General features: G+C 34.5%; 28 protein-coding genes. 15 read left to right on the top strand and 13 right to left on the bottom strand.

The annotated features are described in order from the left end of the window. Positions 1-3 precede the first annotated feature (3 nt). Both BW926_RS00415 and rsmG read right to left on the bottom strand, forming a co-directional pair. Positions 4-411 (bottom strand): hypothetical protein, encoded by a 408-nt coding sequence (locus BW926_RS00415; protein WP_076443419.1) that lies wholly within the window; start codon positions 409-411, stop codon positions 4-6. Between the two features lie 60 nt (positions 412-471). Beyond that, positions 472-1,107, bottom strand: coding sequence for a 16S rRNA (guanine(527)-N(7))-methyltransferase RsmG (gene rsmG / locus BW926_RS00410; RefSeq protein ID WP_076443418.1), 636 nt, complete (start codon positions 1,105-1,107; stop codon positions 472-474). 156 nt (positions 1,108-1,263) lie between these two features. On the opposite strand from rsmG, the gene BW926_RS00405 reads away from it, so the two are divergent. From BW926_RS00405 to BW926_RS00385, 5 genes are all read left to right on the top strand, one after another. Next, positions 1,264-2,457 (top strand): pyridoxal phosphate-dependent aminotransferase, encoded by a 1,194-nt coding sequence (locus tag BW926_RS00405; RefSeq protein WP_076443417.1) that lies wholly within the window; start codon positions 1,264-1,266, stop codon positions 2,455-2,457. 35 nt (positions 2,458-2,492) lie between these two features. Beyond that, entirely contained in the window at positions 2,493-5,432 is a 2,940-nt protein-coding gene (locus tag BW926_RS00400) for a M16 family metallopeptidase (protein WP_076443524.1), read from the top strand. 110 nt (positions 5,433-5,542) lie between these two features. Continuing rightward, positions 5,543-6,175, top strand: a complete 633-nt coding sequence (locus BW926_RS00395; RefSeq protein ID WP_076443416.1) for a peroxiredoxin — start codon at positions 5,543-5,545, stop codon at positions 6,173-6,175. A 112-nt stretch (positions 6,176-6,287) separates the two neighbouring features. Beyond that, a complete protein-coding gene (locus BW926_RS00390; protein WP_076443415.1) occupies positions 6,288-6,593 on the top strand; it encodes a thioredoxin family protein in 306 nt (101 codons plus the stop codon). Then, complete coding sequence (locus BW926_RS00385) at positions 6,593-6,841, top strand: DUF6952 family protein (RefSeq protein WP_076443414.1); 249 nt, start codon at positions 6,593-6,595, stop codon at positions 6,839-6,841. The genes BW926_RS00390 and BW926_RS00385 overlap by 1 nt, the downstream gene beginning before the upstream one ends. Before the next feature lie 192 nt (positions 6,842-7,033). Here the strand turns inward: BW926_RS00385 and BW926_RS00380 are convergent, their stop codons facing one another. From BW926_RS00380 to BW926_RS00370, 3 genes are read right to left on the bottom strand one after another with little or no spacing between them, the layout of a single operon-like run. Then, positions 7,034-7,720: a Bax inhibitor-1/YccA family protein gene (locus BW926_RS00380; protein WP_076443413.1), complete on the bottom strand. Its 687-nt coding sequence runs from the start codon at positions 7,718-7,720 to the stop codon at positions 7,034-7,036. A 43-nt stretch (positions 7,721-7,763) separates the two neighbouring features. Beyond that, positions 7,764-8,210 (bottom strand): hypothetical protein, encoded by a 447-nt coding sequence (locus tag BW926_RS00375; RefSeq protein ID WP_076443412.1) that lies wholly within the window; start codon positions 8,208-8,210, stop codon positions 7,764-7,766. Between the two features lie 38 nt (positions 8,211-8,248). After that, positions 8,249-9,283 (bottom strand): acyl-CoA reductase, encoded by a 1,035-nt coding sequence (locus tag BW926_RS00370; protein ID WP_076443411.1) that lies wholly within the window; start codon positions 9,281-9,283, stop codon positions 8,249-8,251. 59 nt (positions 9,284-9,342) lie between these two features. Between BW926_RS00370 and BW926_RS00365 the strand changes: the two genes are divergently transcribed. The 8 genes from BW926_RS00365 (at position 9,343) to BW926_RS00330 (ending at position 17,451) form a co-directional block, all read left to right on the top strand. Further along, a complete protein-coding gene (locus tag BW926_RS00365; RefSeq protein WP_029292947.1) occupies positions 9,343-9,693 on the top strand; it encodes a 4Fe-4S binding protein in 351 nt (116 codons plus the stop codon). Positions 9,694-9,817: 124 nt separating this feature from the next. Beyond that, entirely contained in the window at positions 9,818-10,882 is a 1,065-nt protein-coding gene (gene serC / locus BW926_RS00360; RefSeq protein ID WP_076443410.1) for a 3-phosphoserine/phosphohydroxythreonine transaminase, read from the top strand. Between the two features lie 134 nt (positions 10,883-11,016). Beyond that, positions 11,017-11,979, top strand: coding sequence for a D-2-hydroxyacid dehydrogenase (locus BW926_RS00355; protein WP_076443409.1), 963 nt, complete (start codon positions 11,017-11,019; stop codon positions 11,977-11,979). 3 nt (positions 11,980-11,982) lie between these two features. Beyond that, positions 11,983-13,227: a DUF1015 domain-containing protein gene (locus tag BW926_RS00350; RefSeq protein WP_076443408.1), complete on the top strand. Its 1,245-nt coding sequence runs from the start codon at positions 11,983-11,985 to the stop codon at positions 13,225-13,227. A gap of 55 nt (positions 13,228-13,282) precedes the next feature. After that, positions 13,283-14,689, top strand: coding sequence for a M28 family peptidase (locus tag BW926_RS00345; protein WP_083672224.1), 1,407 nt, complete (start codon positions 13,283-13,285; stop codon positions 14,687-14,689). A gap of 1 nt (position 14,690) precedes the next feature. Then, the gene (locus BW926_RS00340) at positions 14,691-16,046 is read left to right on the top strand and encodes a M20/M25/M40 family metallo-hydrolase (protein ID WP_076443407.1); all 1,356 of its coding nucleotides are present in this window, start codon (positions 14,691-14,693) and stop codon (positions 16,044-16,046) included. A 399-nt stretch (positions 16,047-16,445) separates the two neighbouring features. Continuing rightward, positions 16,446-17,183 carry a DUF6261 family protein gene (locus BW926_RS00335; RefSeq protein WP_076443406.1) on the top strand — a complete coding sequence of 246 codons (738 nt, stop codon included), beginning with the start codon at positions 16,446-16,448 and terminating at the stop codon, positions 17,181-17,183. 10 nt (positions 17,184-17,193) lie between these two features. Continuing rightward, the gene (locus BW926_RS00330) at positions 17,194-17,451 is read left to right on the top strand and encodes a hypothetical protein (RefSeq protein ID WP_076443405.1); all 258 of its coding nucleotides are present in this window, start codon (positions 17,194-17,196) and stop codon (positions 17,449-17,451) included. Between the two features lie 409 nt (positions 17,452-17,860). Here the strand turns inward: BW926_RS00330 and BW926_RS00325 are convergent, their stop codons facing one another. The 7 genes from BW926_RS00325 to BW926_RS00300 all read right to left on the bottom strand — a co-directional run bounded on the left by BW926_RS00325 (position 17,861) and on the right by BW926_RS00300 (position 24,131). After that, positions 17,861-19,024, bottom strand: coding sequence for an aspartyl protease family protein (locus BW926_RS00325; protein ID WP_076443404.1), 1,164 nt, complete (start codon positions 19,022-19,024; stop codon positions 17,861-17,863). Positions 19,025-19,109: 85 nt separating this feature from the next. Then, positions 19,110-19,925, bottom strand: a complete 816-nt coding sequence (locus BW926_RS00320; protein ID WP_076443403.1) for a hypothetical protein — start codon at positions 19,923-19,925, stop codon at positions 19,110-19,112. 242 nt (positions 19,926-20,167) lie between these two features. Then, positions 20,168-20,509: a hypothetical protein gene (locus BW926_RS14475; RefSeq protein WP_228403364.1), complete on the bottom strand. Its 342-nt coding sequence runs from the start codon at positions 20,507-20,509 to the stop codon at positions 20,168-20,170. After that, positions 20,499-20,744 (bottom strand): hypothetical protein, encoded by a 246-nt coding sequence (locus BW926_RS14470; RefSeq protein WP_228403363.1) that lies wholly within the window; start codon positions 20,742-20,744, stop codon positions 20,499-20,501. The genes BW926_RS14475 and BW926_RS14470 overlap by 11 nt, the downstream gene beginning before the upstream one ends. A 65-nt stretch (positions 20,745-20,809) precedes the next feature. After that, positions 20,810-21,874 (bottom strand): peptidylprolyl isomerase, encoded by a 1,065-nt coding sequence (locus BW926_RS00310; protein ID WP_143756481.1) that lies wholly within the window; start codon positions 21,872-21,874, stop codon positions 20,810-20,812. 54 nt (positions 21,875-21,928) lie between these two features. Then, positions 21,929-22,438, bottom strand: a complete 510-nt coding sequence (locus tag BW926_RS00305; RefSeq protein ID WP_076443522.1) for an FKBP-type peptidyl-prolyl cis-trans isomerase — start codon at positions 22,436-22,438, stop codon at positions 21,929-21,931. 622 nt (positions 22,439-23,060) lie between these two features. Next, the gene (locus BW926_RS00300) at positions 23,061-24,131 is read right to left on the bottom strand and encodes a branched-chain amino acid aminotransferase (protein WP_076443401.1); all 1,071 of its coding nucleotides are present in this window, start codon (positions 24,129-24,131) and stop codon (positions 23,061-23,063) included. An 84-nt stretch (positions 24,132-24,215) separates the two neighbouring features. On the opposite strand from BW926_RS00300, the gene mnmD reads away from it, so the two are divergent. Both mnmD and BW926_RS00290 read left to right on the top strand, forming a co-directional pair. Beyond that, positions 24,216-24,890, top strand: coding sequence for a tRNA (5-methylaminomethyl-2-thiouridine)(34)-methyltransferase MnmC2 (gene mnmD, locus BW926_RS00295; RefSeq protein WP_076443400.1), 675 nt, complete (start codon positions 24,216-24,218; stop codon positions 24,888-24,890). Between the two features lie 154 nt (positions 24,891-25,044). After that, on the top strand, positions 25,045-25,461 hold the full coding sequence (locus BW926_RS00290) for an NUDIX domain-containing protein (RefSeq protein ID WP_076443399.1): 417 nt from the start codon (positions 25,045-25,047) through the stop codon (positions 25,459-25,461). A gap of 33 nt (positions 25,462-25,494) precedes the next feature. Here the strand turns inward: BW926_RS00290 and BW926_RS00285 are convergent, their stop codons facing one another. After that, positions 25,495-26,199 carry a DUF4294 domain-containing protein gene (locus BW926_RS00285; RefSeq protein WP_076443398.1) on the bottom strand — a complete coding sequence of 235 codons (705 nt, stop codon included), beginning with the start codon at positions 26,197-26,199 and terminating at the stop codon, positions 25,495-25,497. Between the last annotated feature and the right edge of the window lie 37 nt (positions 26,200-26,236).

Below are 26,236 nucleotides of genomic sequence, written 5' to 3'. Positions count from 1 at the left end.
TATTTACTCAACTACAATTGTTTTAGTGATCCAGTTATTGTTCCCGTTCCAGAATTTAAACGTATAATTACCAACATGTTGCGGGCTGAAGTTTATCTGACTCGCAATAGTATAGCTTCCTTGTGTACAAGGCCCGCTTGTGATATATTTATAAGCCGTAACTGTTCTTACAGAATTATCATTATGAATATAATCATAACCGTAAAACCCCTCACAATGAGACGGATAAGTAGAATATGTCTTGATGCTCTGAACACTGAAAACATCCATCGTATCATTTACAATCCTTACACTATCAATCTTTATTTTATCAATAGATTCTACGGTTTGATAATCATCATTATCATCACAAGAAATAAATAATAATCCTAAAATGAATGCAGAAAAACCGAGATGGAAAATATTTTTCATAGTTAGAATATTTTGATTATCATTAAAATTTCAGCAAATTTATTCCTTAATTATGCTAAATTACGAATTAAAATTTCCTTTTGATACATAAACGACTTTTTTTGTATCAAAAAATTCTTCATCAAAATAATTTTTTAGGTTAAAAATTTCACATTTAAGCCCGGCAAGCTCTTCTGCAAGGTCACCGCCTTTTAAATATAAAATTCCGTTGTGTTTTGGATTAAACTGTTCCTTTTCAAATTTTCCTTTAAGCCATCTCAGGAATTCGGGCATTTGTGTTACTGCTCTGCTTACAACAAAATGGAATTTTTCCTTTAGCTTTTCCGCCCTTCCATGAATGGCAATTACATTTTTTAATCCAACCCCTTCTGCAACGGCATTTACTACATTTATTTTTTTTCCGATAGAATCAATTAATGTAAATTTTGAATCCGGAAATAAAATCGCTAAAGGAATTCCCGGAAAACCGCCGCCGGTGCCAATATCTAAAACTTTTGTTTCCGGTGCAAATTTCATTACTTTCGCGATTCCTAAAGAATGCAGAATATGCTTTTCGTAAAGCGATTCCATATCTTTTCTGGAAATCACATTGATTTTTTCATTCCATTCATTGTACAAATTTTCCAGTTTATTGAACTGTTGTATTTGATTTTCTGTAAGATCCGGAAAGTATTTAAGTAGTAACGTTGTAGACATGCGAATTATTATAAAGAGCAAAAGTAAGTTTTTTATTTCAACTTTTGAAGGGCTTTCCTCTTTCGGCTCCCATCTTCCAGCCTCAAAAAACAGTATTTACAAAAATTTTCCAGCGCAAGGTTTTTTTATATATTTGTTTAAAATGGAAAAATATATATGAATAAACTTTCAGACAGAGTAAAAAGACTTGGTTACTCACAAACTTTTGTCATGTCAAACAAGGCTAGAGAAATGAAAGCCAATGGAATAGACGTTATCAGTTTAACTTTAGGCGAGCCAGATTTTGATGTCCCAGACAACATAAAACAAGCAGCTTTTGACGCCATTAACCAAAATTTTAGTCACTACTCTCCTGTTCCCGGATTTTTAGAGCTCCGTGAAGCCATTACCTATAAACTTAAAAGAGATAATAATTTAGAATACAAACCCACACAAATCTGTGTTTCAAATGGTGCTAAGCAGGCTATTTTAAATGTTTTAGCAGCTCTTCTTAATGACGATGATGAAGTGATCCTCCCAAATCCTTACTGGGTAAGCTATGATGAAATGGTAAAAATGATGGGCGGCGTTTCCGTAATGCTTCCGACTTCGTATGTGACTGATTTTAAAATCACTGCAGAGCAACTGGAAGAAGCAATTACAGAAAAGACAAAGGCTATTTTATTCAGTTCCCCGTGTAATCCTTCTGGTGGATATTATACATATGACGAATTAAAATCTTTAGCAAAAGTTATTGCAAAATACCCTCATGTAACAGTCATTTCAGATGAGATTTACGAGTATATTAATTACGAAACAACAACAACTTCTATTGCTCAGTTCCCTGAGGTTTATGAGCAGACCGCAGTGATCAACGGAATGTCAAAAGCTTTCGCAATGACTGGTTGGAGAATTGGATATTCTGCCTGTCCGGAATGGCTCGCTAAAGCGTGTGAAAAAATCCAGGGACAAATGACAAGCGGAGCTAATACAATGGCACAAAGAGCTTCTATAATAGCTTTAAGAACCGATCCGTCAGAATACAAATACATGATCGATGCTTTCAAAAAAAGAAGAGATCTCGTTTATGATTTAATTAAGGAAATCCCAGGTTTTAAAGTGGTTTTACCGAAAGCTGCATTTTATTTCTTCCCCGATATTTCACATTATATCGGAAAAACATTGGATGGAACTAAAATAAAAGATTCTGATGATTTCGCCATGTTTATTCTTGAAAATGCCCATGTCGGCTGTGTTGGCGGTGTTTCTTTTGGCAGCCCTGAATGTATCAGATTTTCTTATGCCGCTTCCGAAGAAGATCTGAGAGAAGCTATGAAAAGGATGAAAAATTTACTAGAAAAATTCAATTAAATAAAATATTAATAATCAACTCAAATATCTGCAACATGAATCTTTTAAAAAAATTAACAATCGTAACAAGTATTGCCGCTGCAAGCTACTGTGGCTATGCATACGGCCAAGATTTCCAATGGAAAGAAGCACAATCGAACGGGTATACTTATAAATACGTTACTAATGATCCTACTTCAGCAAGATATTATACTTTAAAAAACGGATTAACGGTAATTTTAAGTCCAACTAAAAAAGATCCTAGAATCCAAACTTTTATTGCCACAAAAGCAGGAAGCAAAACCGATCCTTCGGACCATACGGGCCTTGCACATTATCTTGAACATATGCTCTTCAAAGGGACTGACCAATATGGCTCTAAAGACTGGGCGAAGGAAAAGCCTCTTTTAGACCAGATTGATGCGCTTTACGAAAAATATAACTCAACAAAAGACGAGGCAAAAAGAAAAGAAATTTATAAAGAAATTGATAAAGTTTCCGGAGAAGCATCCAAATACGCTATCGCTAACGAATACGACAAAATGATGTCCGGAATGGGTGCAGACGGTACCAACGCCTTTACTTCTTTTGAGCAGACTGTTTATACAGAAGATATCCCTGCGAATGTAACAGATAAGTTTCTGGCTGTACAGGCAGAAAGGTTCAGACAGCCAATTTTAAGGCTTTTTCATACAGAGCTTGAGGCTGTATATGAAGAAAAAAACAGAGGACTTGATAACGATCCAAGAAAAGTATATGAAGCCATGTTTGCCGCCATTTTTCCTAATAATAATTATGGAAAACAAACTACTATAGGGACGGTAGAACATTTGAAAAACCCTTCTTTAAAAGCGATTAGAGAATATTTTAATAATTATTATGTGCCTAACAATATGGGGGTGATTATGTCAGGGGATTTTAATCCTGATGAAATGATTGCAAAGATAGACAAGGCGTTTTCTTATATGAAATCAAAACCGGTTCCTGAATATAAAGTAGGAACGGAAGCACCCATCACCTCTCCTGTTATCAGAGAAGTTTTCGGCCCGAATCCTGAAAATATTACAATAGGATTCAGGTTCCCGGGAGCATCGACAAAAGATGCAAGAATGCTTAATTTTATCGGAAGCATGTTGACTAACGGACAGGCCGGATTGATAGATCTTGACCTTATCAAAAAGCAAAAATTACTGAATGCCTATGCATTTCCATATGTATTAAAAGATTATTCCGTTCTTCTGCTACAGGGAAATCCTACAGAAGGTCAGACTTTAGATGAAGTAAAAACATTGTTATTACAGGAAATCAGCAAATTAAGCAAAGGAGAGTTTTCTGATGACCTGCTGCAGTCTATTGTAAACAATGAAAAGAAAAATATCATCCAGAAGTATGAAAAATATAATTCCCGAGCAGAATCTCTGATGGATGAATTTACTTCAGAGCTTGACCACAAAACCCAGCTGGGATACATTGAAGAAATTTCAAAAATTACGAAGAAAGACATCATGGACTTTGCTTCAAAATATCTACAGGCAAACAAATATGTCGCAGTTTATAAAAGAAAAGGCGAAGACAAAAATATCGTAAAAGTTGATAAACCATCCATCACTCCTGTCTCCGTAAATAGAGAAGACCAATCACCTTTCCTGAAAAAAGTGAACGATATGCCGGAAAATCCTATTGCTCCGGTATGGCTGAATTTTGATAAGGATATTATGAAAAACAGATTGGCAGGCGTAGAAATGCTTTCTGTGAAAAATACAGATAATCCGTTATTCAGATTATATTATTACTTCGATTCCGGGAAGTGGAATAACAAAATGCTTCCTTTAGCCGCAGAATATTTACAATATTTAGGAACAAAAAATAAATCCTCAGAAGACATCAGTAAAGAGTTTTACAAATTAGCTTCTAGCTTTAATGTAAGTGCAGGAAACGAAGAAACCTACGTAACATTGGAAGGTTTAAACGAAAATTTTGAGAAAACGGCCGCTTTATTTGAAGATTTAATTAAAAACTGCCAGCCGGATCAGAAGGCTTTAGAAGCTTATAAAACCAGGGTAAAAAAATCCAGAGCCAATGCAAAACAAAACAAAGGTTCTATCATGGCCGGCTTAAGAAGCTATGCACAATACGGGCCTCAAAACCCTTTCAATAATACCTTTACTGATGCAGAGCTGGATGCCCTGAAAGCAGAAGATCTCGTCAATATGCTTCATGATCTGTTTAATTTTAAGCATAAGGTATTGTACTACGGTCCGAAATCAGGTAATGAACTAGCTTCTTCATTAGCCCTTATCCATAAAGTTTCAAATTCATTGAAAGACATGCCAAAGTCGAAAACCTTTACACAGATCCCGACGGATAAAAACAAGGTACTGTTTGCACATTACGACATGGTTCAGGCAGAAGTATTCTGGGTGAGAAACGGCGAAGCTTATAATTCACAAATTACGCCGACGGTAAGCTTGTTCAACAATTATTTTGGTGGCGGAATGGGTTCTGTAGTTTTCCAGACCATCAGAGAGTCTAAGGCATTGGCTTATTCTACGTACTCTTATTTCTCGCTTCCCAGCAAAAAAGAAGATAAGGATATGATTATGGCTTATGTAGGAACTCAGGCTGATAAATTCAACGAGTCTACTGCTGCGATGAATGAGCTGCTAACCACCCTTCCAAAATCTGACCAACTATTCGAAACTGCAAAAAGTGGATTGAAAAAATCTATCGCATCCGAAAGGATTTCCCAGGACGAAATTATTTTCACTTATTTAAGAGCTCAAAAGCTTGGAAACAATACAGATATTAGAAAATACACCTATGAGCAGGCTCCTCAACTGACGTTTGCAGATATTGATAACTTCCACGACAAAGAGATGAAAGGGAAAAATTTCACGTACTGCCTTGTCGCTTCACAAGATAAAGTAAATGAAGCCGACATGCAGAAACTCGGTGAGGTGAAAAAATTAAACTTAACCGAAATATTTGGTTACTAAAATTAAAAAAAAACCAACCATAGATTTTATTTATCGATTTCAACTTGTTCGATAGACAAGATATTTTATATATTTGCATTAGAAAATTTAAATATAAAAACAAGAAAATTATGTCTTTAGTAGGAAAAAAATTCCCAAATGTATCAATAGATGCAATGTCTGAAATGGGTGATGATCTTAGAATCAACATCTTTGAAGAAGCTACGGCTAATCAGCAAAAAGTACTTTTATTTTGGTATCCAAAAGATTTCACTTTTGTTTGCCCAACTGAACTTCACGCTTTCCAGGAGGCTTTAGGAGAGTTCGAAAAAAGAAACACAAAAGTAATCGGTGCTTCTTGCGATACAAACGAAGTACACTTTGCATGGCTTAATGTTTCAAAAGACAACGGAGGTATTGAAGGTGTTACTTATCCGCTTTTGGCTGATACGCACAGACAATTGGCGAACCTTTTGGGGATTGTAGATCAGGATTTCGAATACAATGAAGAAGGTGAAGAGGTTTTCACTGGTTCTAATGTTACTTACAGAGCAACTTATCTTATCGACGAAACGGGAAAAATCTTCCATGAGTCTGTAAATGATATGCCGCTTGGTAGAAACGTAAAAGAATATTTAAGACTAATAGATGCTTATACTCACGTTCAGAAGCACGGTGAGGTTTGCCCTGCCAACTGGGAAGAAGGAAAAGAAGCTATGAAGGCAGACAGAATTTCTACTGCTGAATATTTAGCGAAAAATTAATATATTAATTTTTAATGTAACAATGTAGCAATGTATCAGTATAACAATTATTGGTAAACTGGTAAATTATTAGATTGCTACATTGTTATTTTTTTATTCTAAAAAATTTACAATGTATACAGAATTAACAGAAGATACGCTGCAGAATATTGTAAGCGATAATGAAAAAGTTGTTGTTCAGTACGGCGCAACTTGGTGTGGGAACTGCAGAATCATGAAGCCGAAATTCAAAAAATTAGCTACTGAAAATGACAGTATTCCTTTCCTGTATGTAGATGCAGAAAAGCTTCCTGAAAGCAGAAAGCTAGCTAAGGTTGATAATTTACCTACTTTCGCGATCTTTAGAAACGGAGAGTTAGTAAACCAGGTTCAGACCAATCAGGCTGAAAGTTTAATTACCCTATTTAACGAATTATAATGAAGTTACCTATAATCAGACAGTTTTATCAGAACCAGACTCCTGAAAATCTCGAAAAAACATTAGAAGTTTTGGAAAGCTTCACTGAGTTTAGAGGAACCACAGAAGAGGATATGAATGTTGCAGGAGAATTAATTACAAACATTTGCGGAGCCCTGGAAGTTCACACTAATGTCCAGAACGGAATGAGCGAAAAAGATGCTTTAAATTCTTTTGCTCAGAAGGTTTTAGGATCAATTGACAAATAAGTTTTTAAACACTAATACCACAAATGATTTTATTAAAATTATGTTATTTACGGTAAAATTAGTGTCATTTGTATTTAATTAAAAAATAAAATCCCGATGAATAACATCAGGATTTTTTAGCTTTATAAAAGTGAATTATAAATTTGATTAAACTCATAACTCATAACTTATAATTCAAAACTCATAACTAAATTAACTTCTTCTGCTCATTAAAATTCTTAAAATATACCAGAACAGCAACATAATAGAAGCAAAAAGCTGTAAAGAAGCACCTACATACTGATCTGTAGTATAAGAATCTTTCAGTTTGCTTGTCTGGTACAAAATAGTAGCAGAAGCTAAAATTACCATTAGTACGGAAAACCAAAGCCCAAGATTGAACCCGAAAATGATTCCTCCGACGATTAATCCAAGAGAAATAAATCCACCGATAATGATGATATTTCTAAGGAATGAAAAATCTCTTTTTGAAGTAAAAGCAACTGCAGAAATCCCTGCAAACATAGCGATAGTAAGCATTGCAGCCTGATAGATCACTACAGTCCCGGCTTGTAATACAGCAATATAAATCAATGGCAGGAAAATCACTGCTTCAAGTAATATATAAAATCCTAAACCAAGGTATTGTATTGATTTACTTTGTGATAGAGACCATTTATTAGCCAGAATCGAAGCCAGCCAGAATACACCGATAATTAATAGCCATGTATACTTTTGCCCGAACATCATTGCAATAAGTTCTACGGGAACGACGTTCAACAATACCGTTTCAACCCCTATAAATGCAAGAATTGACAAAGCAACATGCAAATACGTTTTTTTGTAAAAGTTCGCCTTTTCAACATCTGAAGAATGCGCAACTAAAACATTTGTCATCATAGTTTTATTATTTAAATTTTATTTTTTTTCTTTAAGCAATAATTTATTCGCTGTAATAAGGCTTTACACCAAGAATTTTTCCGTCATTTTCAAAAATTACCGTAATAATATCCCTAGGCGGACTAGAATGATCATCAGCATATTTATACTGGATTCCCGGATATGTTTCATTATCCAAAAGCTTCTGATATCCTGATTTGTAGACCGTTGTTTTTCTTTCGAAATTGATGCCTACGGATAATTTTTGAACAATATTATCTGTTACCACATCTTTCACTTTATCGGAAATCAATGCATTAATAGCCTGCTTATCAGAATTTTTCAAGGCATCTACGAATTTTAAAAAAATTTTATCATAAAATTCTATCTTATCTTTACTTAATTCCGAAGTCAGCTGAATCTCCTTGCTTTCAACAATTTTTATTTTGCTGTTCTGAGAAAAGCTTAGCTGATACACTGATACGGCAAGAATAAGCAACAATTTTTTCATAATACTCTTTTAGATTGGCTGACGGAAGATACGAAGAATTAAATTAATGATAAAAATTTCAGGGTATCAACATTGTCGGCGTAAGTATTTAATCCCGGATTTTGTGCTTCACCCAGTGCTATTGATTCCAAGCCGAGCGCGTCTTTGGCTACAACACATTGAATATTTTCTTCATTTTCGGTAATAAAATCCTTTACTTCATCCAAAGAAGAATATCTGCTGAAATGAATTACAGAAAGAGGACTGAAAAGTTTATCATCTTCTTTCAGCATGACGAAATTGTTATCCCAGAATTGTTCCTGGTTTAAAAGGTAAACCGCCCTGTTGTAGTCATAATTATTGGCATATTTATTATGATTGATAACATCCTGAAAGTCTAAAAAGTTCTCAAATAACCTGTCAATGACAAAGTCCTGCGGAATGAAAATCCGGGTTACATTTCTGCAACCCAATCCGAAATATTGGAAAATATCTTTCGCTAAAAGCTTTAATTCCTCGTCTGTTTCATCACCTTTCAAAATGGCAATTGACGTTCTGTTTTTTCTGATGATATGCAAATGGTTTTTAAAATAGTATTCAAGGTATCTTGCCGTATTATTGCTTCCTGTAGCAATTACGGCATCGAAGTTTTCTAGTTTTTCAACAAACTCGTACTCCACATTTCCTTCCGAAAATTCTTTCCATTTTTTTAATAAAAATGGGATCATATACCGGTCTTTCGAAGACAGCTTGATCACAGGAATATGATTGCTCAATACTACTGAAATCACATCATGAAAGCCCACCAGAGGGATATTTCCGGCAAGGATCAGACCTACTCTTTTTGATATTTTTGAGATAGAATATTCTTTAATCCAGTTATTGATATTTTCTTCAGTTAGTAAATCCGCCCATTGCTTCAGGGCAAATTTCTGGTTTTCAAGAGTAAACCAAGTGTTTTCAATTTCTGACTTTCTTAACAATAATTCAAAACCAGAATCATTTTCATTATAATTTTCCGGATTTTTTGCTAAAAATTCTTTTATATAATCACTTAGCCGTGTAAGTCCTAAAACTTGATTTTCAATATTCATAATTACTGTAAAATTGGGGAATATTTTGTAATTTTGTGCAAATTTAAAAAAAATTAGCGATGGCTATTAAAATAACTGATGAATGCATTAATTGCGGAGCTTGCGAACCAGAATGTCCGAATAATGCAATTTATGAAGGAGCGGTAGATTGGAAAGCTTCGGAAGGTACTGAGCTAAAGGGTACCGTGACACTTACATCAGGATTGACAGTGGATGCAGACGCACCTCAGGAACCGGTAAGCGATGATGTTTATTTCATTGTAACAGATAAATGTACAGAATGTAAAGGCTTCCACGAAGAGCCGCAATGTGCCGCTGTCTGCCCGGTAGACTGCTGTGTTCCGGATGAAGATCATGTAGAATCTGAAGAAGCGCTGCTTAATAAAAAAGCATTCTTGCACGGAGAATAAAAACTGCCGTCTCATCCAGCATGAGGCGGTTTTTTATATATAACATATACAAAACACAAAAAATTAATTTAAACTAAATAAAGCTGTAAAATGAAAATTATACAGTAACCAAAAAAATAAAAATATGAGCAAAAAGCACAACTTTAGCGCAGGACCATGTATTTTACCTCAGGAAGTATTCGAAAAATCTGCACAGGCTATTCTTGATTTCAACGGAATAGGATTGTCACTTCTTGAAATTTCGCACAGAAGTAAAGACTTCGTGGCAGTGATGGATGAAGCGCGCACCATTGTAAAAAGATTAATGAATTTGGGTGATGATTATGAAGTTTTATATCTGGGAGGTGGTGCCAGCCTGCAGTTTGCAATGGTTCCTTACAATCTGATGAAAGTTGGAGGTAAAGCGGCTTACCTTGATACAGGAACATGGGCTGCCGGTGCGATTAAAGAAGCAAAAAAAATAGGAACGGTAGACGTCGTGGGCTCTTCCAAAGAAGAAAACTATTCTTTTATCCCCAAAAATTATACTGTAGGTTCGGAATATGACTATTTCCACTGCACTTCAAATAATACCATCTACGGAACTCAGATGAAATCCTTTCCGAAAGTAGATACGCTGATGGTTTGTGATATGAGTTCTGATATTTTCTCAAGACAGTTAGACTTTTCAAAATTTGATCTGATCTATGCCGGAGCCCAGAAAAACATGGGACCTGCAGGAGTAACTTTAGTGGTCATTAAAAAAGATATTCTTGGAAAAACAGGCAGGGAAAATATGCTTTCAATGCTTGATTATTCTCAGCATATTGCAAAAGAATCCATGTACAATACACCACCTGTTTTCCCGGTTTATGCTTCTCTGCTTACTTTACAGCATTTGGAAAACAATGGCGGAATTGCCGCTGCTGAGGCCAGAAATGAAGCCAAAGCCCAGCTTTTATATGATGAGATCGACCGCAACCCTCTGTTTGAGACGTTCTGTGTGAAAGAAGATCGTTCATTGATGAATGTTTCCTTTAAGCTTTTAGATGAAACCAAAAAAGAAGAATTCGACAATTCATGGAAAGCTGCAGGAATCAGCGGACTGAACGGACACAGAAGCTTAGGCGGATACAGAGCAAGTTTATATAATGCTTTACCGATAGAAAGCGTTCAGGTTTTGGTAGATGTAATGAAATCTATTAAATAGTTTAAGGATTAAAAATTCAAACATTGAAGAATTATTTGAAGAATATTGAGCGTTATTTTAAATTTTCTTAATTTGCGCAACTATTTAAATTTTTAAATAATTCAATCTTTGAAATTTTTAAATTAAATAAAACCATGAAAGTTTTAGCTAACGACGGTATTTCGAAAGCAGGAGAACAAGCATTGAAAAATGCGGGAATTGAAGTGCTGGACAACAGGGTTGCTCAGGACCATATTATCAGTTTCATCAATGAGAATAATGTAGACGTTCTTTTGGTAAGAAGTGCTACGAAAGTAAGACAGGATTTGATAGATGCCTGTCCGAATCTAAAAATCATCGGAAGAGGCGGCATCGGGATGGATAATATTGATGTTGAATATGCCATTGAAAAAGGAAAATATGTGATCAATACACCTACTGCATCTTCAAAATCGGTTGCAGAGCTGGCTTTTGCACATTTATTTTCTTTGGCGAGATTCCTTCACGAGTCAAACAGACTGATGCCGCTGGAAGGAGAAACGCATTTCAATGCCATGAAAAAATCCTTCAGCAAAGCTTATGAACTTTCAGGAAAGACTTTGGGAGTTATCGGTTTTGGAAGTATAGGTCAGGAAGTCGTGAAAATGGGGATCGCTTTAGGAATGAACGTTAAGGTTTTGACCAGAAAGCCTAAAACAGAAACCCTTGGATTAACCTTTTTTAATGGCCAGACGGTGAATTTTGAGATCACTACTACCAATGATATGGATGCTTTCCTTAAAGAGGCGGATTTTATCAGTATCAATACTCCAAAAACCAATGAATATATCATAGACACACCTCAGTTTGAGAAAATGAAAGATGGAGTCTATATAGTAAATACTGCAAGAGGTGGCGTGATGAATGAAGTAGCTCTGATTGATTTTATAGAATCAGGAAAAGTAGCCGGCGCAGCTTTGGATGTTTTTGAAAAAGAACCGAATCCCGAAGTGCTTTTACTGATGAACCCTGCCCTTTCGCTTTCCCCTCATGTAGGCGGAAATACGGTGGATGCGCAGGAAAAAATCGGAGTAGAGCTTGCAGACCAAATTATCAAAATAAAAGAAACTATAAAATAAAATATGCCTGTTTTTAAACCTTTTCGTGGAATAAGACCTCATAAAGACTATGAGAGTACTTTCCCTACTCACCCTCTGGATAATTTTACACAGGAAGAAATAGCGGAAAAAGCTCAAGTTGAAAACACTTACATCAATATGATAAAACCCTATGTTGTAAGTAAATCCAAAGATATTGATAGGAATTTAAGAAAAATCCGATCGACATTCGAAGAGCTTTTGAGCGAGAACAAACTCGTTCAGGACAACTCTGCGTATTATCTTTATGAACAGATCTATCCCAACAAACAGGTTTTCAGAGGGCTTCTGGGCCTTACCAGCATTGAAGATTTCTGGAACGGGAAAATCAAAAGACACGAAAGTACCATTCCTCAAAAGAAAGAAAAACTGGCACATTATCTTGAAAAAGTAAACATCCAGGCAGAACCCGTTCTGCTTACATATCCTGCTAATTCTAAGATTGAACTGCTTATGAACCATGAGGAAAAAAATGTTCCTATTTTCAATCATGTGGATTCAAAAGGGATCAGGCATAAAATCTGGAGAATTGACAACCGTCTGAAACTACAGCAGTTCAAGGAGGTAATAGATCAAATAGACTCTTTTTATATTGCAGACGGACACCACAGGATTGGTTCTACAGCACTCAATGCAAAGCATCAGAAAGAAAAGAATAAGAGACACAACGGTACGGAGCTTTACAACTTCGTATATAGCTTTATAGTATCAAACCAATCTATTAAAATTCATGATTACAATAGGATTTTGGCAGATTTAAACGGTATTTCAACAAAAGATTTTCTTAAACAGCTAGAAGAATATTTCTTGATCCATGAAAAAGGAGAAACAGCCTATTATCCATCACAAAAATTCCACATTTCAATGTATCTTGATGGTAAATTCTATTCTCTTCATGTAAAGCATGATCTTCGTTCTCCGGAAATGACTCTTGATAGTCTTGATCATCATCTTCTTGATAAATATATCTTTAAAAATATTTTAAAAATTGAAGATCCGGACAGTTCGGAAAAAATTTCTTATATTAAAGGAACTTCAAGCATTGAAGGAATTAATCAGATTAAGGGTAAAGTAGATAATGGAGAAGGTAAATTAGGATTCGGGATCTATCCTGTAAGCTTTAACGATATGATTAAAATTTCAGATTTAAAGCTGAGTATGCCCCCAAAATGCACATTCATTGAGCCAAAACTGGTTACAGCATTGTTAATGTATGATATGAAACCTTAAAAAATTCCCTTTTTTTCCTTAATTTTATCAACGGAAAAAGAAAGGTAAATAAAAAATGAAAAAAATATTCATTATAATTCCACTCTTTTGGGGTGGATTTTTATTTTCTCAAAAAAAATCTCAGAAAAAAGTGGTAAAGAAGACCACTACCCTTGCAAAATTTAACTATAACGATGAGTTTAAAAAGATCTCAGACGAGATTATGACCAACGGAATGGCTTATAATAACCTTGGTGAGCTTACAAAAGGCGTTGGACCTCGCTTCAGCGCAACTTCCGGATATACAAAGGCTGTAGAATGGGCCGAAAAGAAATTCAAAGAAATCGGTATAGATATGATCTGGAGGCAGGAAGCAAAAGCTCCAGTCTGGATCAGGGGAAAAGAATCTCTCCAAATAAAAGCAGGAAATGAAGAATGGAGAAATATAAGAATGCTTTCTTTTGGTAATTCTGAGGGGACTGGCGGAAAAGACCTTACCGGGGAAATTGTTTTAGTCAACTCAACTACTGAACTGAATGCAATGTCAATCGGCCAGCTCAAAAACAAGATTGTTTTCGTGAATGTCCCGATGGATCCTACCATCATTAATACCAACGACTCTTATTTACTTACGGCAAAATCAAAATTAATTTCGGCATCCGTCATTGCAAAAACAGGCGCGAAAGCTTTAATTATAAGATCATTAACAACAGCTAATGACGACATTCCGCACGCAAAGATGATTTATTACGAACCGGATGATAAAATAAGGATTCCCGCATTATCAATCGGTGTGAGATCTGCCGATGAATTGGAAAAATTAGTAAAAAAGCAAAAAATCACAGCCAAAATAAACATGTCCGCCGAATCAAAAGGCGAAACCACCAATCCAAATATTATTGCAGAAATTCAGGGTAAAAAAGATTCTAAAGTAATTATTTTAGGAGCCCAGCTTGACTCCTGGGACTTCGGTGAAGGAGCCATTGATGACGGAACCGGTGTAGTCCAGTGTATCGAAGTTTTAAGAACTTTAAAAGCGCTTGGATATGAAAATAATCACACTATTCGGGTAGTTTTATTCGCCAACAGTGAAAACGGAGGGCAAGGCCGTGAAATGTATGCGGCTTATGTAAAAAAGAAGGATGAAAAGCACATTTTTGCTTTAGGAACCGATGCGGGAGGATATTCCCCAAGAGGATTTTCGCTGGATATGTCACCGCAAAGAAGAAGATTAATTTATCCCTGGAAAGAATATTTTCTCCCTTACGGAGTCTATGATTTTGATCAGACTGAAGCCATTCAGGATATTTCACCGTTGAAAAAACTGGATATTCCACTGGCTGAGCTTGTTGTAGATTCTCAAAGATATTTTGATTATCACCATTCCGTAGAAGATACTTTTGACAAGGTGAACAAAAGAGAGCTTCTATTAGGAGCTGTTGCCATGACACAAATGATATTTATGATTGATAAAAACTGGTAGAATGAAAAAGATAGTAGCAACGTCATTATTTCTTTTGAATGTGGCTGTTTTTGGTCAGACCAAACAAGACTCCATACAATTTGCAAAGATTTCAACGGAAATTTTAAATAAAGGAAAATCTTACACCGAATTAAGAGATTTAACTAAAAATATAGGTCACCGGCTGAGCGGATCCGAAGCCTATGAAAAAGCCGTAAAATGGGCAGAACAAAAACTTCGGGATGCAGGAGCTGACAAGGTTTGGCTACAAGAGGTTTTGATCCCGATATGGGTAAGAGGAAAGGAATCTTTACAAATCAAAACTCCCAACGGAAAATGGACCAATCTGAAAATGCTTTCTTTAGGAAACTCTGAGGGAACAGGCGGCAAGGATGTCTCAGGAGAGATCATCATGGTAAAGTCTATGGAAGAATACGAAAAACTTTCACCGGAACAGGTCAAAGACAAAATAGTTTTCTTTAATTATCCTTTCAGCCAGTCTTTTATTGAGACTTTCAGAGGATATGGCGATGCTGCAAAATACAGAACTACTGCCGCGTCCCTAACTGCAAAAAAAGGCGGAAAGTTTGCTATTATCCGTTCGCTTTCATCAGCTTTTGATGATGTTCCCCATACCGGTGCGATGCGGTATGACAGTGACCATAAAATCCCGGCAGTTGCTATTGGCAGCACCACTGCAGATGAGCTGGAAACTCTTTTACAGTCTCGAAAAATTATGGCAAAACTCAATTCCAGCTGCGGAATGAAGGGTGAGAAGCTCTCCCACTCCGTTATCGGTGAAATTACGGGGAAAAAGGATAAAAGTGTCATTGTTGTCGGAGGGCACCTGGATTCTTGGGATGTAGGTGAAGGTGCACATGATGACGGAGCAGGAATTGTACAGAGCATTGAAGTGTTGAGAACATTTAAAAATCTTGGAATTCAAAACAATCATACCATCCGTGTTGTCTGCTTTGCTAATGAAGAAAACGGTGTAAAAGGCGGCTTACAATACGGAAAAATGGTTAAAGAAAACAATGAAAAACATCTTTTTGCTATAGAATCTGACGCGGGAGGCTTTACCCCAAGAGGAATTTCCCTTGAAATGGATGAAGAAAAGAGAAAACAGATTCAAAGCTGGGCAGGCCTGTTTTTACCTTACAGCATTTATGATTTCCACAATACGTATTCGGGGACAGATCTTTATCCGCTTCATGATATGGGCGTGCCTACAGCTGAATTAGTACCTGATTCTCAAAGATATTTTGACATCCATCATACGGAAGAAGATACTTTTGATAAGGTTAACCGAAGAGAACTTCTGCTGGGTGCAGTAGCTATGACGCAGATTATTTATATGATTGATAAGCATTGGTAGCATTATAATATATTTACCAATTTAGATTACGATAAAAAATACGGGTTTACATCGTTTGGATTTTTCAAAAGTGTAAACCTTTTTATTTCTAGCCATCGAAACTTCCGACAGGCAAAACTAATTGATTTTCATATTCGCATTTTCCGACACAGCAAACATGTTTTGATCTGTGCCAATATGTTTCCGGTAATATGAATTATATTTTATGAGTTCTTTAATGTTTTATTTTTAAGCTATCAAAATTTTTTCAGAATAGTGATCTGAATATTTTATTGGGAGATATTCAATATATATGGGTTTATAGATAAAATTCGTAACTGTTTAATTATTAATATATAAAATCCCTATTTGGCATGATAATGGATAATTAAATTTCGAGGAAAAATTTTAAAACACAAGATGGAAAAACTAATCCGGGTTGACCTTTCAAGGTTACACCACGCTGAATTCGGGCAGTTCATAGTCCGCTTCTTTGAAGATTTCAGCAGCTCAAATTTAAATACAAATACAGATACGGATTTTAAGAGAATGTTTGATGCTATCAAGTCTCAAAGCCTTATATATAATGCTGCACTTGATCAGGTAAAGGCAAGTGAAGAATCTGCTAAAATAGCTGAAGCAGATAATGTACGTGATGCAGATCTACAGGCTTTGAGAGATGCAGTAAAGCCTTACAGAAATGCAAAAACCCAAACCGAAAAAGATGCTTATGCTACCATAAAGCTATTGCTTAATCAATATAAAAATGTGCAGCACGCATCTTACGAAGAAGAAACCAATAAGCTGAATACGCTTGTTGAAAAACTGCTCTCTTCAGAATACAGCTTCCATGTTTCTGCATTGAGCATTGTGAAATTTGCCAATCATTTGTCTGATTCTAATAGAGCTTTTTATACCATTTTTTCAAAACATTCTTACCAGGAGTCTCAAAAGCAGACATTTGATGTAAAGGTTTTAAGAACCAGGCTTGCTCACGATTATAAGCAGATATCAAACTATATCGCAACCTTAGCTGATGTAAAAAACGATGTTTTCTACAAAGATGTATTAGCTATTCTGAATAACGGAAGAGCTTATTTTTCAAATGTGATCTTATCCAGGAGAAATGGCAGTAAAAAAGAAAGTATAACAATTTAAAAAGTAATTCATGATGAAGAGTTTAATGGAAATAATGTTTAAGGATCGCGAAGATTCTTTAAAAATGAAATTTTGGAGTATTATTTTATTACTTGGTTTTGCACTGTTTTCGGTGCTTATATTTATTTCAAAGATCAGCTTCAAGAGTATTTTGGTGTACCTTACCGCTTTTATAGCATATGTAGGTTTCAGTTTGCTGTTTATCCGGTCTTTGAGTGAAAAAAATAGAGGTCTTTATATTAAAAAAAGACTGGATAGACACTCATAACTAATTATAATTTTACTAAAAGCCGCCCTCATTTTTTGAGGGCGGCTTTATTTTTAATGAAGTAAATACCTATTGTATTGTAAATTTTCCGGAAATTGTCTGTGTTTTCCTTTTGCCTGATAAAAATATATTTCGCTTCTCATATCAGATATTGAAATGGATGTTTTTCTACCTTTAACATGTTTAGACTTGATGGTTAATCCTTCTGTATTTACAATTTCTAGTTCATACTCTTCTTGTACTGGAAGGTTAATATAAAAGTTCTTGGCATTAAGTGCAGAATAATAGCTATTACCTGTTTGTAGCTATTATATATAATTATAATAAATCTTACTTTCTAAAATTAAATTTTAGATAACAAAAAGTTATTTAATTCAAATGGCCATTAATTTTCTTTATAATGAAATTTTTAATTTAAATATTGCTTTTTATTTAAATTAAAAATTAAAATATTTCCGTTACGTTTTATCCTGATATTAATTGTTGACTGATTTTTTTCAACTCTGTTAAGCATAAAATTACAGGCGGTATCCGTAGTGAGATTATCTAAATTGACATCATTAATGCTAATTATAGAATCCCCAATTTTTAAAGGAAAATTTTCATCTTTAAAAACAAAAGCAACTACAGGTTTGGTATCTATAAAACGGTAGCCGAAACCAAATGACTCCAATGTGACTGAATTGTTTTTGATTCTTTTCATGTAGATTTTGTTATTTTTCCAATCGAGGATAAAGCTAAAATCTTTAAAAAATTCATTCCCGATAAGATCTGAGCTTCCTGTTGCAATCAATTCATTTTGAAAAATTTTATTTCCTAAAAGCATTTCATTCGTTTTAAAAATATAGCCGGTAACAGGTTTTCCCGCGCCAAAAGCTCCTAGCGTATTGGTTCCAAAAGTTTCTACAAAATGCTTTACTTTTTTCGGATCAAAATTACCATCTGTAATCCTTAACCTTCCGGAAGCCCCTGTATCAAAAGTCAGTTTAATATTTTTATCTAAAATTTTGGTTTCAATAACAGGTGTTTTTTGTCCTTTTGATTCAAACGGAATAATAATATCATATCCTTTAAGATCAAAAAGTGATAAATCTTTCGTTGCTTCTAATGAATTTTCGGAATAATTTACTCTCCAAAATAATTTGGCCATCTGGTTGGCTCCGATAATTCCATCTACTTTGAAACAGCCAAGTTCTCCGGTATTGAGATCAAGAACAATAGCTCCAATATTTTTAAAAACTACATTGTCAACAAGCATTTCCGGCAGCTCCGTAAAGATCTGTTCCTGCTTATTTTTCTGTGAATCTTTTACCTTACCTTTATGCTTTTTCTTGAGATTTAATTCATTATAAATAGCATTTGAAATGACAGTTGGTGCTCCTGAATCAAAAAGGAAATTATAGCTTTTGCCATAGATAAGCACCTTTACAAAAGGAAGTTCATTTGCGTATCGAAGGTTAATTTTCTCAATAGGATTTTTTAGCTGCGCTTCACCACTTTCAAAGAATCTTTTCCCTTGTCCCGATATTAAAATAATGCAAAAGGTAAAAAATGAACAGAGAATTTTTCTCATAAATAAATTTTACGCGAAAATATAACTATTCATTTGAATTATCTAAACTTTACAAAAAATAGTGTTTCTAAAATAAGTTTTATATTTAATTAACAGGTGTTGAGAAGAAATAATTTTCAATTAAATTTACCCCTTTAAAAGTTGCTGCATTATTGAAAGTGTAAACACTTCTTGAAATATTCGTATTATCTGACTGAAGGACATAGTATAAAGTAACATCGGCATTTGTAATATTATTATAAACAAAAGCCTGTGTAATTTCAAAATCCCTTCCCATTAATGGCTGGAAGTTTGTACTTCCCAAAATAGGGGTATCCTGCGGATTACTGTTATTTGTTCCTACATTTTTTGTTCCTACGTAAGTTCTTACAAACCCCGAATTTGAATTATTAAGAACATGTATTTTCATATAAATCATGTGGGAACCTGGAGGAATGATAAGACTTGCAATCTTATTCCAGTTTGTATTTCCAATAGCAGTATTATCAACCCAGCTAAAAGCTCCCACAATATTCTGCCCCGTAAAAATTGATAATTCCTTCCAAGTACCTACTCCATTTGCATCGCTATACAAGATTTTATTATTAGCCTGATTACCATCTGCAAGCTTAAATCCAAAGACGGGAGAAGCGGCGGTTCCAGTTGTTTTAACATCAAGTTTTACAGTTGGATTTGTATGCCCAATGGCTACATTACCATTCGGTCTGGAAATTACTACGTCATTAGCAGTGTTAGTATCAGAAGCGGAGCTTGCACCGTTTATATGAAGTGCTCCAATTGGTGTCGATGTATTAATTCCTACCTGTCCATTAGCAAATAATACTTTACAAAAAATACTTAAAAAAATAATTTTCTCTTTCATATCTTTTTTCCCAAAGGTAAGATATTTTAAATCATACACAAATAAATCATCAATTTTAACATATTATACTTAAAATTAATTTAAATCAATAACAATATAATAATTTTACACAAAAATAAAGAATAGATTAATAAGTTAATTTCACAATAGTAATTCACACAAAAAATAAAAATACTTTTAAAAATAAATTAGAATTATTTTCACTTTAAAAATTCAGATACGGGAAGTTCTCAAAAATAAAAAAACCGTCCTTATGGACGGCTTTAGATCATTATTATCAATTAAATCTTATCAATGATTTTCTTTGGTAAAACTTTTATCAGCTGAGATTTATAACTTTCTTCCAGAATTATGAACTTCCAGTACTTTCTGTCTTTAGAAACCGCACAGGCCCTCATATTTGCATTGATGAGATAAGAACCTTCGCTACTGATGTATTGGGCATTATTTTTACCATATTTGTTTATCAGCGCACTGCTGATTTTCTTTTTCATCTCTTCATTCATTGAACTGACATTGCATTTCAGCTTTAAGATATAATTATCAAGAGAAAAATATTCATTATTGATCATTTCCGGCTTATCGATTTTACCAAACTTTACCCCTTGCACTTCAACATTCATAAACCGGGTTGTTATATGTCATATTCATTAGCTGTGTCATTTGATCTTTCGGCACGACAGCGAAGAATTTTGGGTAAATACATCTTACCGCCTGGTCTATTTTCTTGTCCTTAATGCTGTTGACAAAATAGGTTAACGATTTCTTTATATTTACTTCTTCCGCTGTCGTTTTAGTCTGTCCAAAAGAAATGATTGACCATACAATAAAAAGAAATACAGTTAATTTAGTTTTCATATACTTTGGTTATGATGAATAAAAGCCATCCTTTTGGACAGCTTTTAAAATATTGCAATTTTTGATTATTTTACTTTTACAAGCTCAACATCGAAAACAAGCCAAGCGTTTGGCGGAATTACTCCTCCTGCTCCTCTTTCTCCGTAGCCCATTGCCGGCGGAATCAATAAAGTAGCGGTTTCGCCCTCTTTTAATAAAAGGATACCTTCATCCCAACCTTTAATTACTCTTCCCATTCCAATAGGAATTTCAATGGGCTCGTTTCTCTTGAATGAAGAATCGAACTCTGTCCCGTCTACCAATTTCCCCGCATAGTGTACAGAAACATTATCACCCGCTTTTGGAGCTTTTCCGTCTGTTGTTTTTGTGATTTTATAGTAAAGTCCAGATTCAGTTTTTTGCATTCCAGCCTTTAGGTTTTCAACTATTTTCTCCTGGTTTGCTTTAAATTCTTCTTCTTTTTTCTTTTTATCAGCCTCTTCTTTTGCTTGAGCGATTTTGTTGTTTTCTGCGATTTTAGCTTTTCCTTCTGTGAAAGTTTTTGCCGGATCGTAGTTTTTGTACTCTTCACCTTTGCTGAAAACAGAAACTTTTTCTAAAACGATATCTGTTTTAGGTTTATCCTGAGCTCCTTTTTCTACGTTTGCAATCGCATCGATTACATCTTCACCTTTTACAACTTTTCCGAAAATCGTGTGTCTTCCGTCCAACCAAGGTGTAGCAACTTCTGTGATGAAAAATTGAGAACCGTTTGTATTTGGTCCAGAATTCGCCATAGAAAGCACTCCTTTTCCTGTATGTTTAAGGTCATTTTTCTCGTCCTCAAATTTATATCCAGGATCTCCCATCCCTGTTCCTTGAGGATCTCCCCCTTGAATCATGAAATCTTTGATCACTCTATGGAAAATCGTTCCATCATAAAAAGGAACTCCTTTAGCCTTAGCTTTGTTGTCGATTTTTCCTTCTGCAAGACCAATAAAATTAGCTACAGTTACAGGTGCTTTTTTATCCTCGAATTTTACGATCAAATTACCTTTTGTCGTTTGAAGATTTGCATAAAGTCCGTCATTAAGACCTTCGTAAGTTTCTTTGTCTACGTTCATTTTTTTATAAATTGGTGTACAACTCATCAGCGAAACGCTTGCCGCTACCAGAATTATATTCTTGTTAAACAATTTCATTGATTATAATGCTTTTAATTTTATGATTAATGGTATATCGTTGTCAATTTTTTTCTCGTCGCCGTACGTTCCATAAGCCAGAGAAGACGGAACCAAAAGCGTAACTTCCTCACCATCATGTATAAAACGCAAAGCATCTTCTACAGCTTTTAATTCATCAAAGTGTCCAAATTTGGCATCTCTTCTTTCGATCGGTTGGTCATAGATCTTAGTCTGATCAAAGTCATAAAGATTATAAGAATAGGAAATCAATGAGTTATCCTGTCTTCTCTGCCTTTGATCAAAGCCTTCCGCACTTACCCAATAATTAAGCTGGGTAGGGTAAAATTTCACAGGCTGATCATTGATCCATTGCTGAATCTGCATTCTTTCCTGAGTATTCAGATTTTTCATCCTGTTTTTGGAAACATTGAGATCATCCTGACTTAAGACTCCGCCCACAGGTGGATGTGTCTGCGCATTTTTGCTACAGCCCAGTAAACCTAATATGGATATGAAGAGTAATTTTTTCATAAACTTTTGCGAAAATACACATTTCATGAATCAATTACAAAACTTGATGTACTTATTGAATTAAAAATTATAACATTTTTACTATCATCCTGACAAAGGAAGGAAATTGTTATCCTCAAACATTTAACATTTCCATTATCTATCTTTTCAACTTCCTTTCTTTTTTAGTAGTTTTATCCTGCTTTCTGTATTCACTATTTTTTCAGGGTTCGGCTTGGCGGCAAAGCCGCCAAGCCGAACCCTGAAAAAATGAGCTCAAACAAATACTCCAAAACGAGGAACGAGTTTCAAGGATTTGAAATTTAAAATATATTATAGAGTCAATCAGGGTAAAGGTGGCAGACTTTTATTCAATCATTAAAAAATAACTGCAAAGTTTATCAGTCTGCAAAAGATCTAGACTCCAATCTTTCCATTATATTTCTAATACTATGATAGATCCTTGACAGGATGACAAGCTATATCAACAAAAATTAGAAGAAAATTTTAAAATAGATTCCTCATTTCACTTTTGAACTACGTCCCCAAACTTTCAGTCTGTATTCAAAATTACAAACAAGATTGGTAAAAAACAAAAAAGCCGAGAAAAATTCCCGACCTTATATTAATTTTAAGTTTAAAATTAAACTGTTTCCAAAACATGATCAACCAGTACTCTCCATCCGAAAGGATCTTCCTCAAGGTTAGTCTGTATACCAACCAAATCATTTTTCAACATAACTGCATAGCTTTCCTCATCAGAAAGTCTCGGTAATGGAAATTTTTCACAATTGTAACCTAGAGCCTGGAAAACTGTTGTAACAACTGCTGTTCCTACTCCCCAAACTTCCTTCAGAGAGCCATTTTTTTGAGCTTCTATAACCTCTTTTACTTTAACAGGCTCTACTTTTACTTCGATTCCTCTTCTTTTTGCCAGCTGAATAAAGCTGTCTCTTGTAACACCATCAAGGATTTTCTCAGATGTTGGTGGTGTATAAATTGTATCGTTGATTCTTACAAACACATTCATTGTTCCGCTTTCTTCGAAATATTCATGAGTAGAATCATCTGTCCAGATAATTTGCTCATATCCCTCTTCGATTGCCAGCTGTGTAGGATAGAAAGATGCCGCATAATTTCCAGCAGCTTTAGCAAAGCCCACACCGCCGTTTGCCGCTCTTGAATAGTGATCAGAAATTTTTACAGAAACCGGTTCTGCGTAATAACTCTTTGCAGGTGTTGCTACGATTGCAAACATATATTTATTAGCTACTCTTGCTTTTAAAGCCTCTTCCGTAGCAAAAATCAATGGTCTAATGTATAATGACATACCTTCTCCAAAAGGAATCCAATCTCTGTCGATGTCAACTAATGCTTTTAGTCCGTCCAAAAACATTTCTTCACTTATTTCAGGCATTGCAAGACGCTTTGCCGACTTGTTGATACGTTCAAAATTCTTTTCAGGCCTGAAAAGGAAAACTTGTCCGTCTTTATCTTTGTAAGCTTTCATGCCTTCAAAGCAAGCCTGTCCATAGTTTATACCCATCATGGCAGGAGTAAACATCAAAGGACCGTAAGGAACTAATTTTACATCTCCCCATTTTCCATTCTCATATTCACATATTATCATATGATCAATAAAAGTATTTCCGAATGAAAAATTGTTTGGATCGAATGTAGAAATTCGGGAGTTTTCAGTTTTTTGAATTATCATTTCTAAAATTTTTTATGATGTTCTACAAATTTAACATAATTTTCTAAATATAAAAATTTTAGAGTAAATTTGTAAAAAAATAGCTTGAAAAGAGAAATTAAGACCACAAACGATGGCAGTAAAACATTGTTTATCAATGAATTAAATGAAAACTACCATTCTCACCACGGCGCCCTTCAGGAAGCAGAACACGTGTTTATCAAAAATGGATTAAATTTAATAAATGATTACGAAATTAATATTTTAGAACTCGGTTTTGGAACAGGTTTGAATGTTTTGGTAACAATTAATGAATATTTAAAAACTGACAAAAATCATATCATTAATTATTTTACCCTTGAAAAATATCCCATAAATGAATCCGAAATTAACGATTTGGCTTATTTTGAACTCTTCGATAACAAGGAATTCAAAAATATTTATCAAAAAATTCATCAGGCAGATTGGGGAAAATCAATAGAAATCATTAAAAATTTTAATCTAAAAAAGATAGAATGTGATTTTTTTTCACTTAAAAACATTAATTTACCTAAAATTAATCTTGTTTACTACGACTGCTTTGGAGCCAGGGTACAGCCTGATCTTTGGAAAAAACCTCTTTTTGACCTGGTTTCTGAAAAGATGGCGGTTAACGGTTTATTAACAACCTATTCTTCAAAAGGCAGCGTAAGAAGAATCCTTCAGGAGCTCAATTTTAAAGTGGAAAAAAAACAGGGTCCACCGGGAAAAAGAGAGATGATTAATGCTGTTAAATTGTAGAAGTTAGAAGTTAGAAGTTAGTAAATTAGGTATTTTAATAGAGGATTGTAGTTAGATTTAAATTAATCATTAATATCATTTTAAACTAATTTCTAATTTCTAGTTTCTAACTTCTCTATAAAATTTCCTAAATTAGCTTTACAAATTATTAAATATGATAGACAAGATAAACATTAGAGTTTATGCCTGTGCTGTAAAAGATAAAAAAGTTTTGACTTTATTTGAAGAATATGCAGGCGAACCTTTAATGAAGTTCCCGGGTGGCGGACTGGAATTTGGAGAAGGATTAATAGAATGCCTGCATCGTGAATTCGATGAAGAACTGAATGTGAAAATTGATGTGGTGGAACATTTTTATACGCAGGAGAATTTTCTCGTTTCGCGTTTCAGAGAGAATGAGCAGCTGCTCACCATATATTATATAGTAAATATTTTGAATGAAGAAGATTTTTTAATTCTTGATCCTTGCATCGAAAAAACAGAATGGATAGAAATCAACATACCGGATAATCCGTTTCCTTTACCTATAGATAAAATTGTATTTGATAAATTAAAAGAAAAATTTCTGTAAAATACTTACAGAAATTCTTTTTTAATATAAATATTATTTGGTTACTTTGAATTCACTTGCTCCCGGATAAGGCTGCAAATACCCTGAATTCCAGTTCGATTGAAGTAAAGATTCAAGATACTCATCTGTCCTGTTGGTATGCGGATCATACTTTTCTTTGAGGTCAATATCTGCCATTTTTCCTTTTACATTCCACCAGAATGCGCTCCACCCACCTCTTAATTCTTTGATGATTTCATAAACATTCTTTCCGGTTGCCCTGTTCATCAGCTTTGCGAAGACCTGGCCTTCTGTTGTGGTTAAATCCCTTAATTGTTTTTCATATTGGTCTGCCAATATATTTTGTCTGTCTCTGATGTATTTTCTTTTAGCTTTATTATCAAGATCAGTCATTTCTTTCTGGATTCCCCTGTATTGCTCAAGTGCAGTTAAAAACAATGGATACACTCTATTTAGTTTTTTATTAAGGAAAAAATAATAATTTCTGTCTAGTTGATTATTGAATCTCGGTTTGTTTACCAAAACAAGCTCATCCATCACTATTACCGTTTCCCCGTTAATCTCGTACACCTTCATCTTCTGCCTTTCGTCATAATAATATTTTTTTCCAAATTCATCTGTTTTTAATAATTCTGTAGGATATTGACTCAAAGGTTTTGCGTACACAGAATCTTTTTGACCAAAAACAGTGACCCTAAAAAAGAAAAGAAAAAGATAAACAATCTTATTAAAATTCATTATTTTTACGCGTATTACAAGAAAAATTAAACGCAAA

The organism is Chryseobacterium sp. RU37D (assembly GCF_900156075.1).
Classification (GTDB): Bacteria; Bacteroidota; Bacteroidia; order Flavobacteriales; family Weeksellaceae; genus Chryseobacterium.
Note: the sequence above shows the minus strand (reverse complement) of the source record. Positions and strands in the feature narration are given on the sequence as shown.

Bases quoted from the DNA above. Each gene is read 5' to 3' on its own strand.
- BW926_RS00310 (WP_143756481.1), bottom strand. From the start codon at position 21,874: ATGAGTTGTACACCAATTTATAAAAAAATGAACGTAGACAAAGAAACT.
- BW926_RS00335 (WP_076443406.1), top strand. From the start codon at position 16,446: ATGGAAAAACTAATCCGGGTTGACCTTTCAAGGTTACACCACGCTGAA.
- BW926_RS14470 (WP_228403363.1), bottom strand. From the start codon at position 20,744: ATGAAAACTAAATTAACTGTATTTCTTTTTATTGTATGGTCAATCATT.
- BW926_RS00355 (WP_076443409.1), top strand. From the start codon at position 11,017: ATGAAAGTTTTAGCTAACGACGGTATTTCGAAAGCAGGAGAACAAGCA.
- BW926_RS00340 (WP_076443407.1), top strand. From the start codon at position 14,691: ATGAAAAAGATAGTAGCAACGTCATTATTTCTTTTGAATGTGGCTGTT.
- BW926_RS00390 (WP_076443415.1), top strand. From the start codon at position 6,288: ATGTATACAGAATTAACAGAAGATACGCTGCAGAATATTGTAAGCGAT.
- serC (WP_076443410.1), top strand. From the start codon at position 9,818: ATGAGCAAAAAGCACAACTTTAGCGCAGGACCATGTATTTTACCTCAG.
- BW926_RS00400 (WP_076443524.1), top strand. From the start codon at position 2,493: ATGAATCTTTTAAAAAAATTAACAATCGTAACAAGTATTGCCGCTGCA.
- BW926_RS00350 (WP_076443408.1), top strand. From the start codon at position 11,983: ATGCCTGTTTTTAAACCTTTTCGTGGAATAAGACCTCATAAAGACTAT.
- BW926_RS14475 (WP_228403364.1), bottom strand. From the start codon at position 20,509: ATGAATGTTGAAGTGCAAGGGGTAAAGTTTGGTAAAATCGATAAGCCG.
- BW926_RS00395 (WP_076443416.1), top strand. From the start codon at position 5,543: ATGTCTTTAGTAGGAAAAAAATTCCCAAATGTATCAATAGATGCAATG.
- BW926_RS00385 (WP_076443414.1), top strand. From the start codon at position 6,593: ATGAAGTTACCTATAATCAGACAGTTTTATCAGAACCAGACTCCTGAA.
- BW926_RS00345 (WP_083672224.1), top strand. From the start codon at position 13,283: ATGAAAAAAATATTCATTATAATTCCACTCTTTTGGGGTGGATTTTTA.
- BW926_RS00330 (WP_076443405.1), top strand. From the start codon at position 17,194: ATGATGAAGAGTTTAATGGAAATAATGTTTAAGGATCGCGAAGATTCT.
- rsmG (WP_076443418.1), bottom strand. From the start codon at position 1,107: ATGTCTACAACGTTACTACTTAAATACTTTCCGGATCTTACAGAAAAT.
- BW926_RS00380 (WP_076443413.1), bottom strand. From the start codon at position 7,720: ATGATGACAAATGTTTTAGTTGCGCATTCTTCAGATGTTGAAAAGGCG.
- BW926_RS00375 (WP_076443412.1), bottom strand. From the start codon at position 8,210: ATGAAAAAATTGTTGCTTATTCTTGCCGTATCAGTGTATCAGCTAAGC.
- BW926_RS00405 (WP_076443417.1), top strand. From the start codon at position 1,264: ATGAATAAACTTTCAGACAGAGTAAAAAGACTTGGTTACTCACAAACT.
- BW926_RS00325 (WP_076443404.1), bottom strand. From the start codon at position 19,024: ATGAGAAAAATTCTCTGTTCATTTTTTACCTTTTGCATTATTTTAATA.
- BW926_RS00365 (WP_029292947.1), top strand. From the start codon at position 9,343: ATGGCTATTAAAATAACTGATGAATGCATTAATTGCGGAGCTTGCGAA.
- BW926_RS00370 (WP_076443411.1), bottom strand. From the start codon at position 9,283: ATGAATATTGAAAATCAAGTTTTAGGACTTACACGGCTAAGTGATTAT.
- BW926_RS00285 (WP_076443398.1), bottom strand. From the start codon at position 26,199: ATGAATTTTAATAAGATTGTTTATCTTTTTCTTTTCTTTTTTAGGGTC.
- BW926_RS00305 (WP_076443522.1), bottom strand. From the start codon at position 22,438: ATGAAAAAATTACTCTTCATATCCATATTAGGTTTACTGGGCTGTAGC.
- BW926_RS00300 (WP_076443401.1), bottom strand. From the start codon at position 24,131: ATGATAATTCAAAAAACTGAAAACTCCCGAATTTCTACATTCGATCCA.
- BW926_RS00290 (WP_076443399.1), top strand. From the start codon at position 25,045: ATGATAGACAAGATAAACATTAGAGTTTATGCCTGTGCTGTAAAAGAT.
- BW926_RS00415 (WP_076443419.1), bottom strand. From the start codon at position 411: ATGAAAAATATTTTCCATCTCGGTTTTTCTGCATTCATTTTAGGATTA.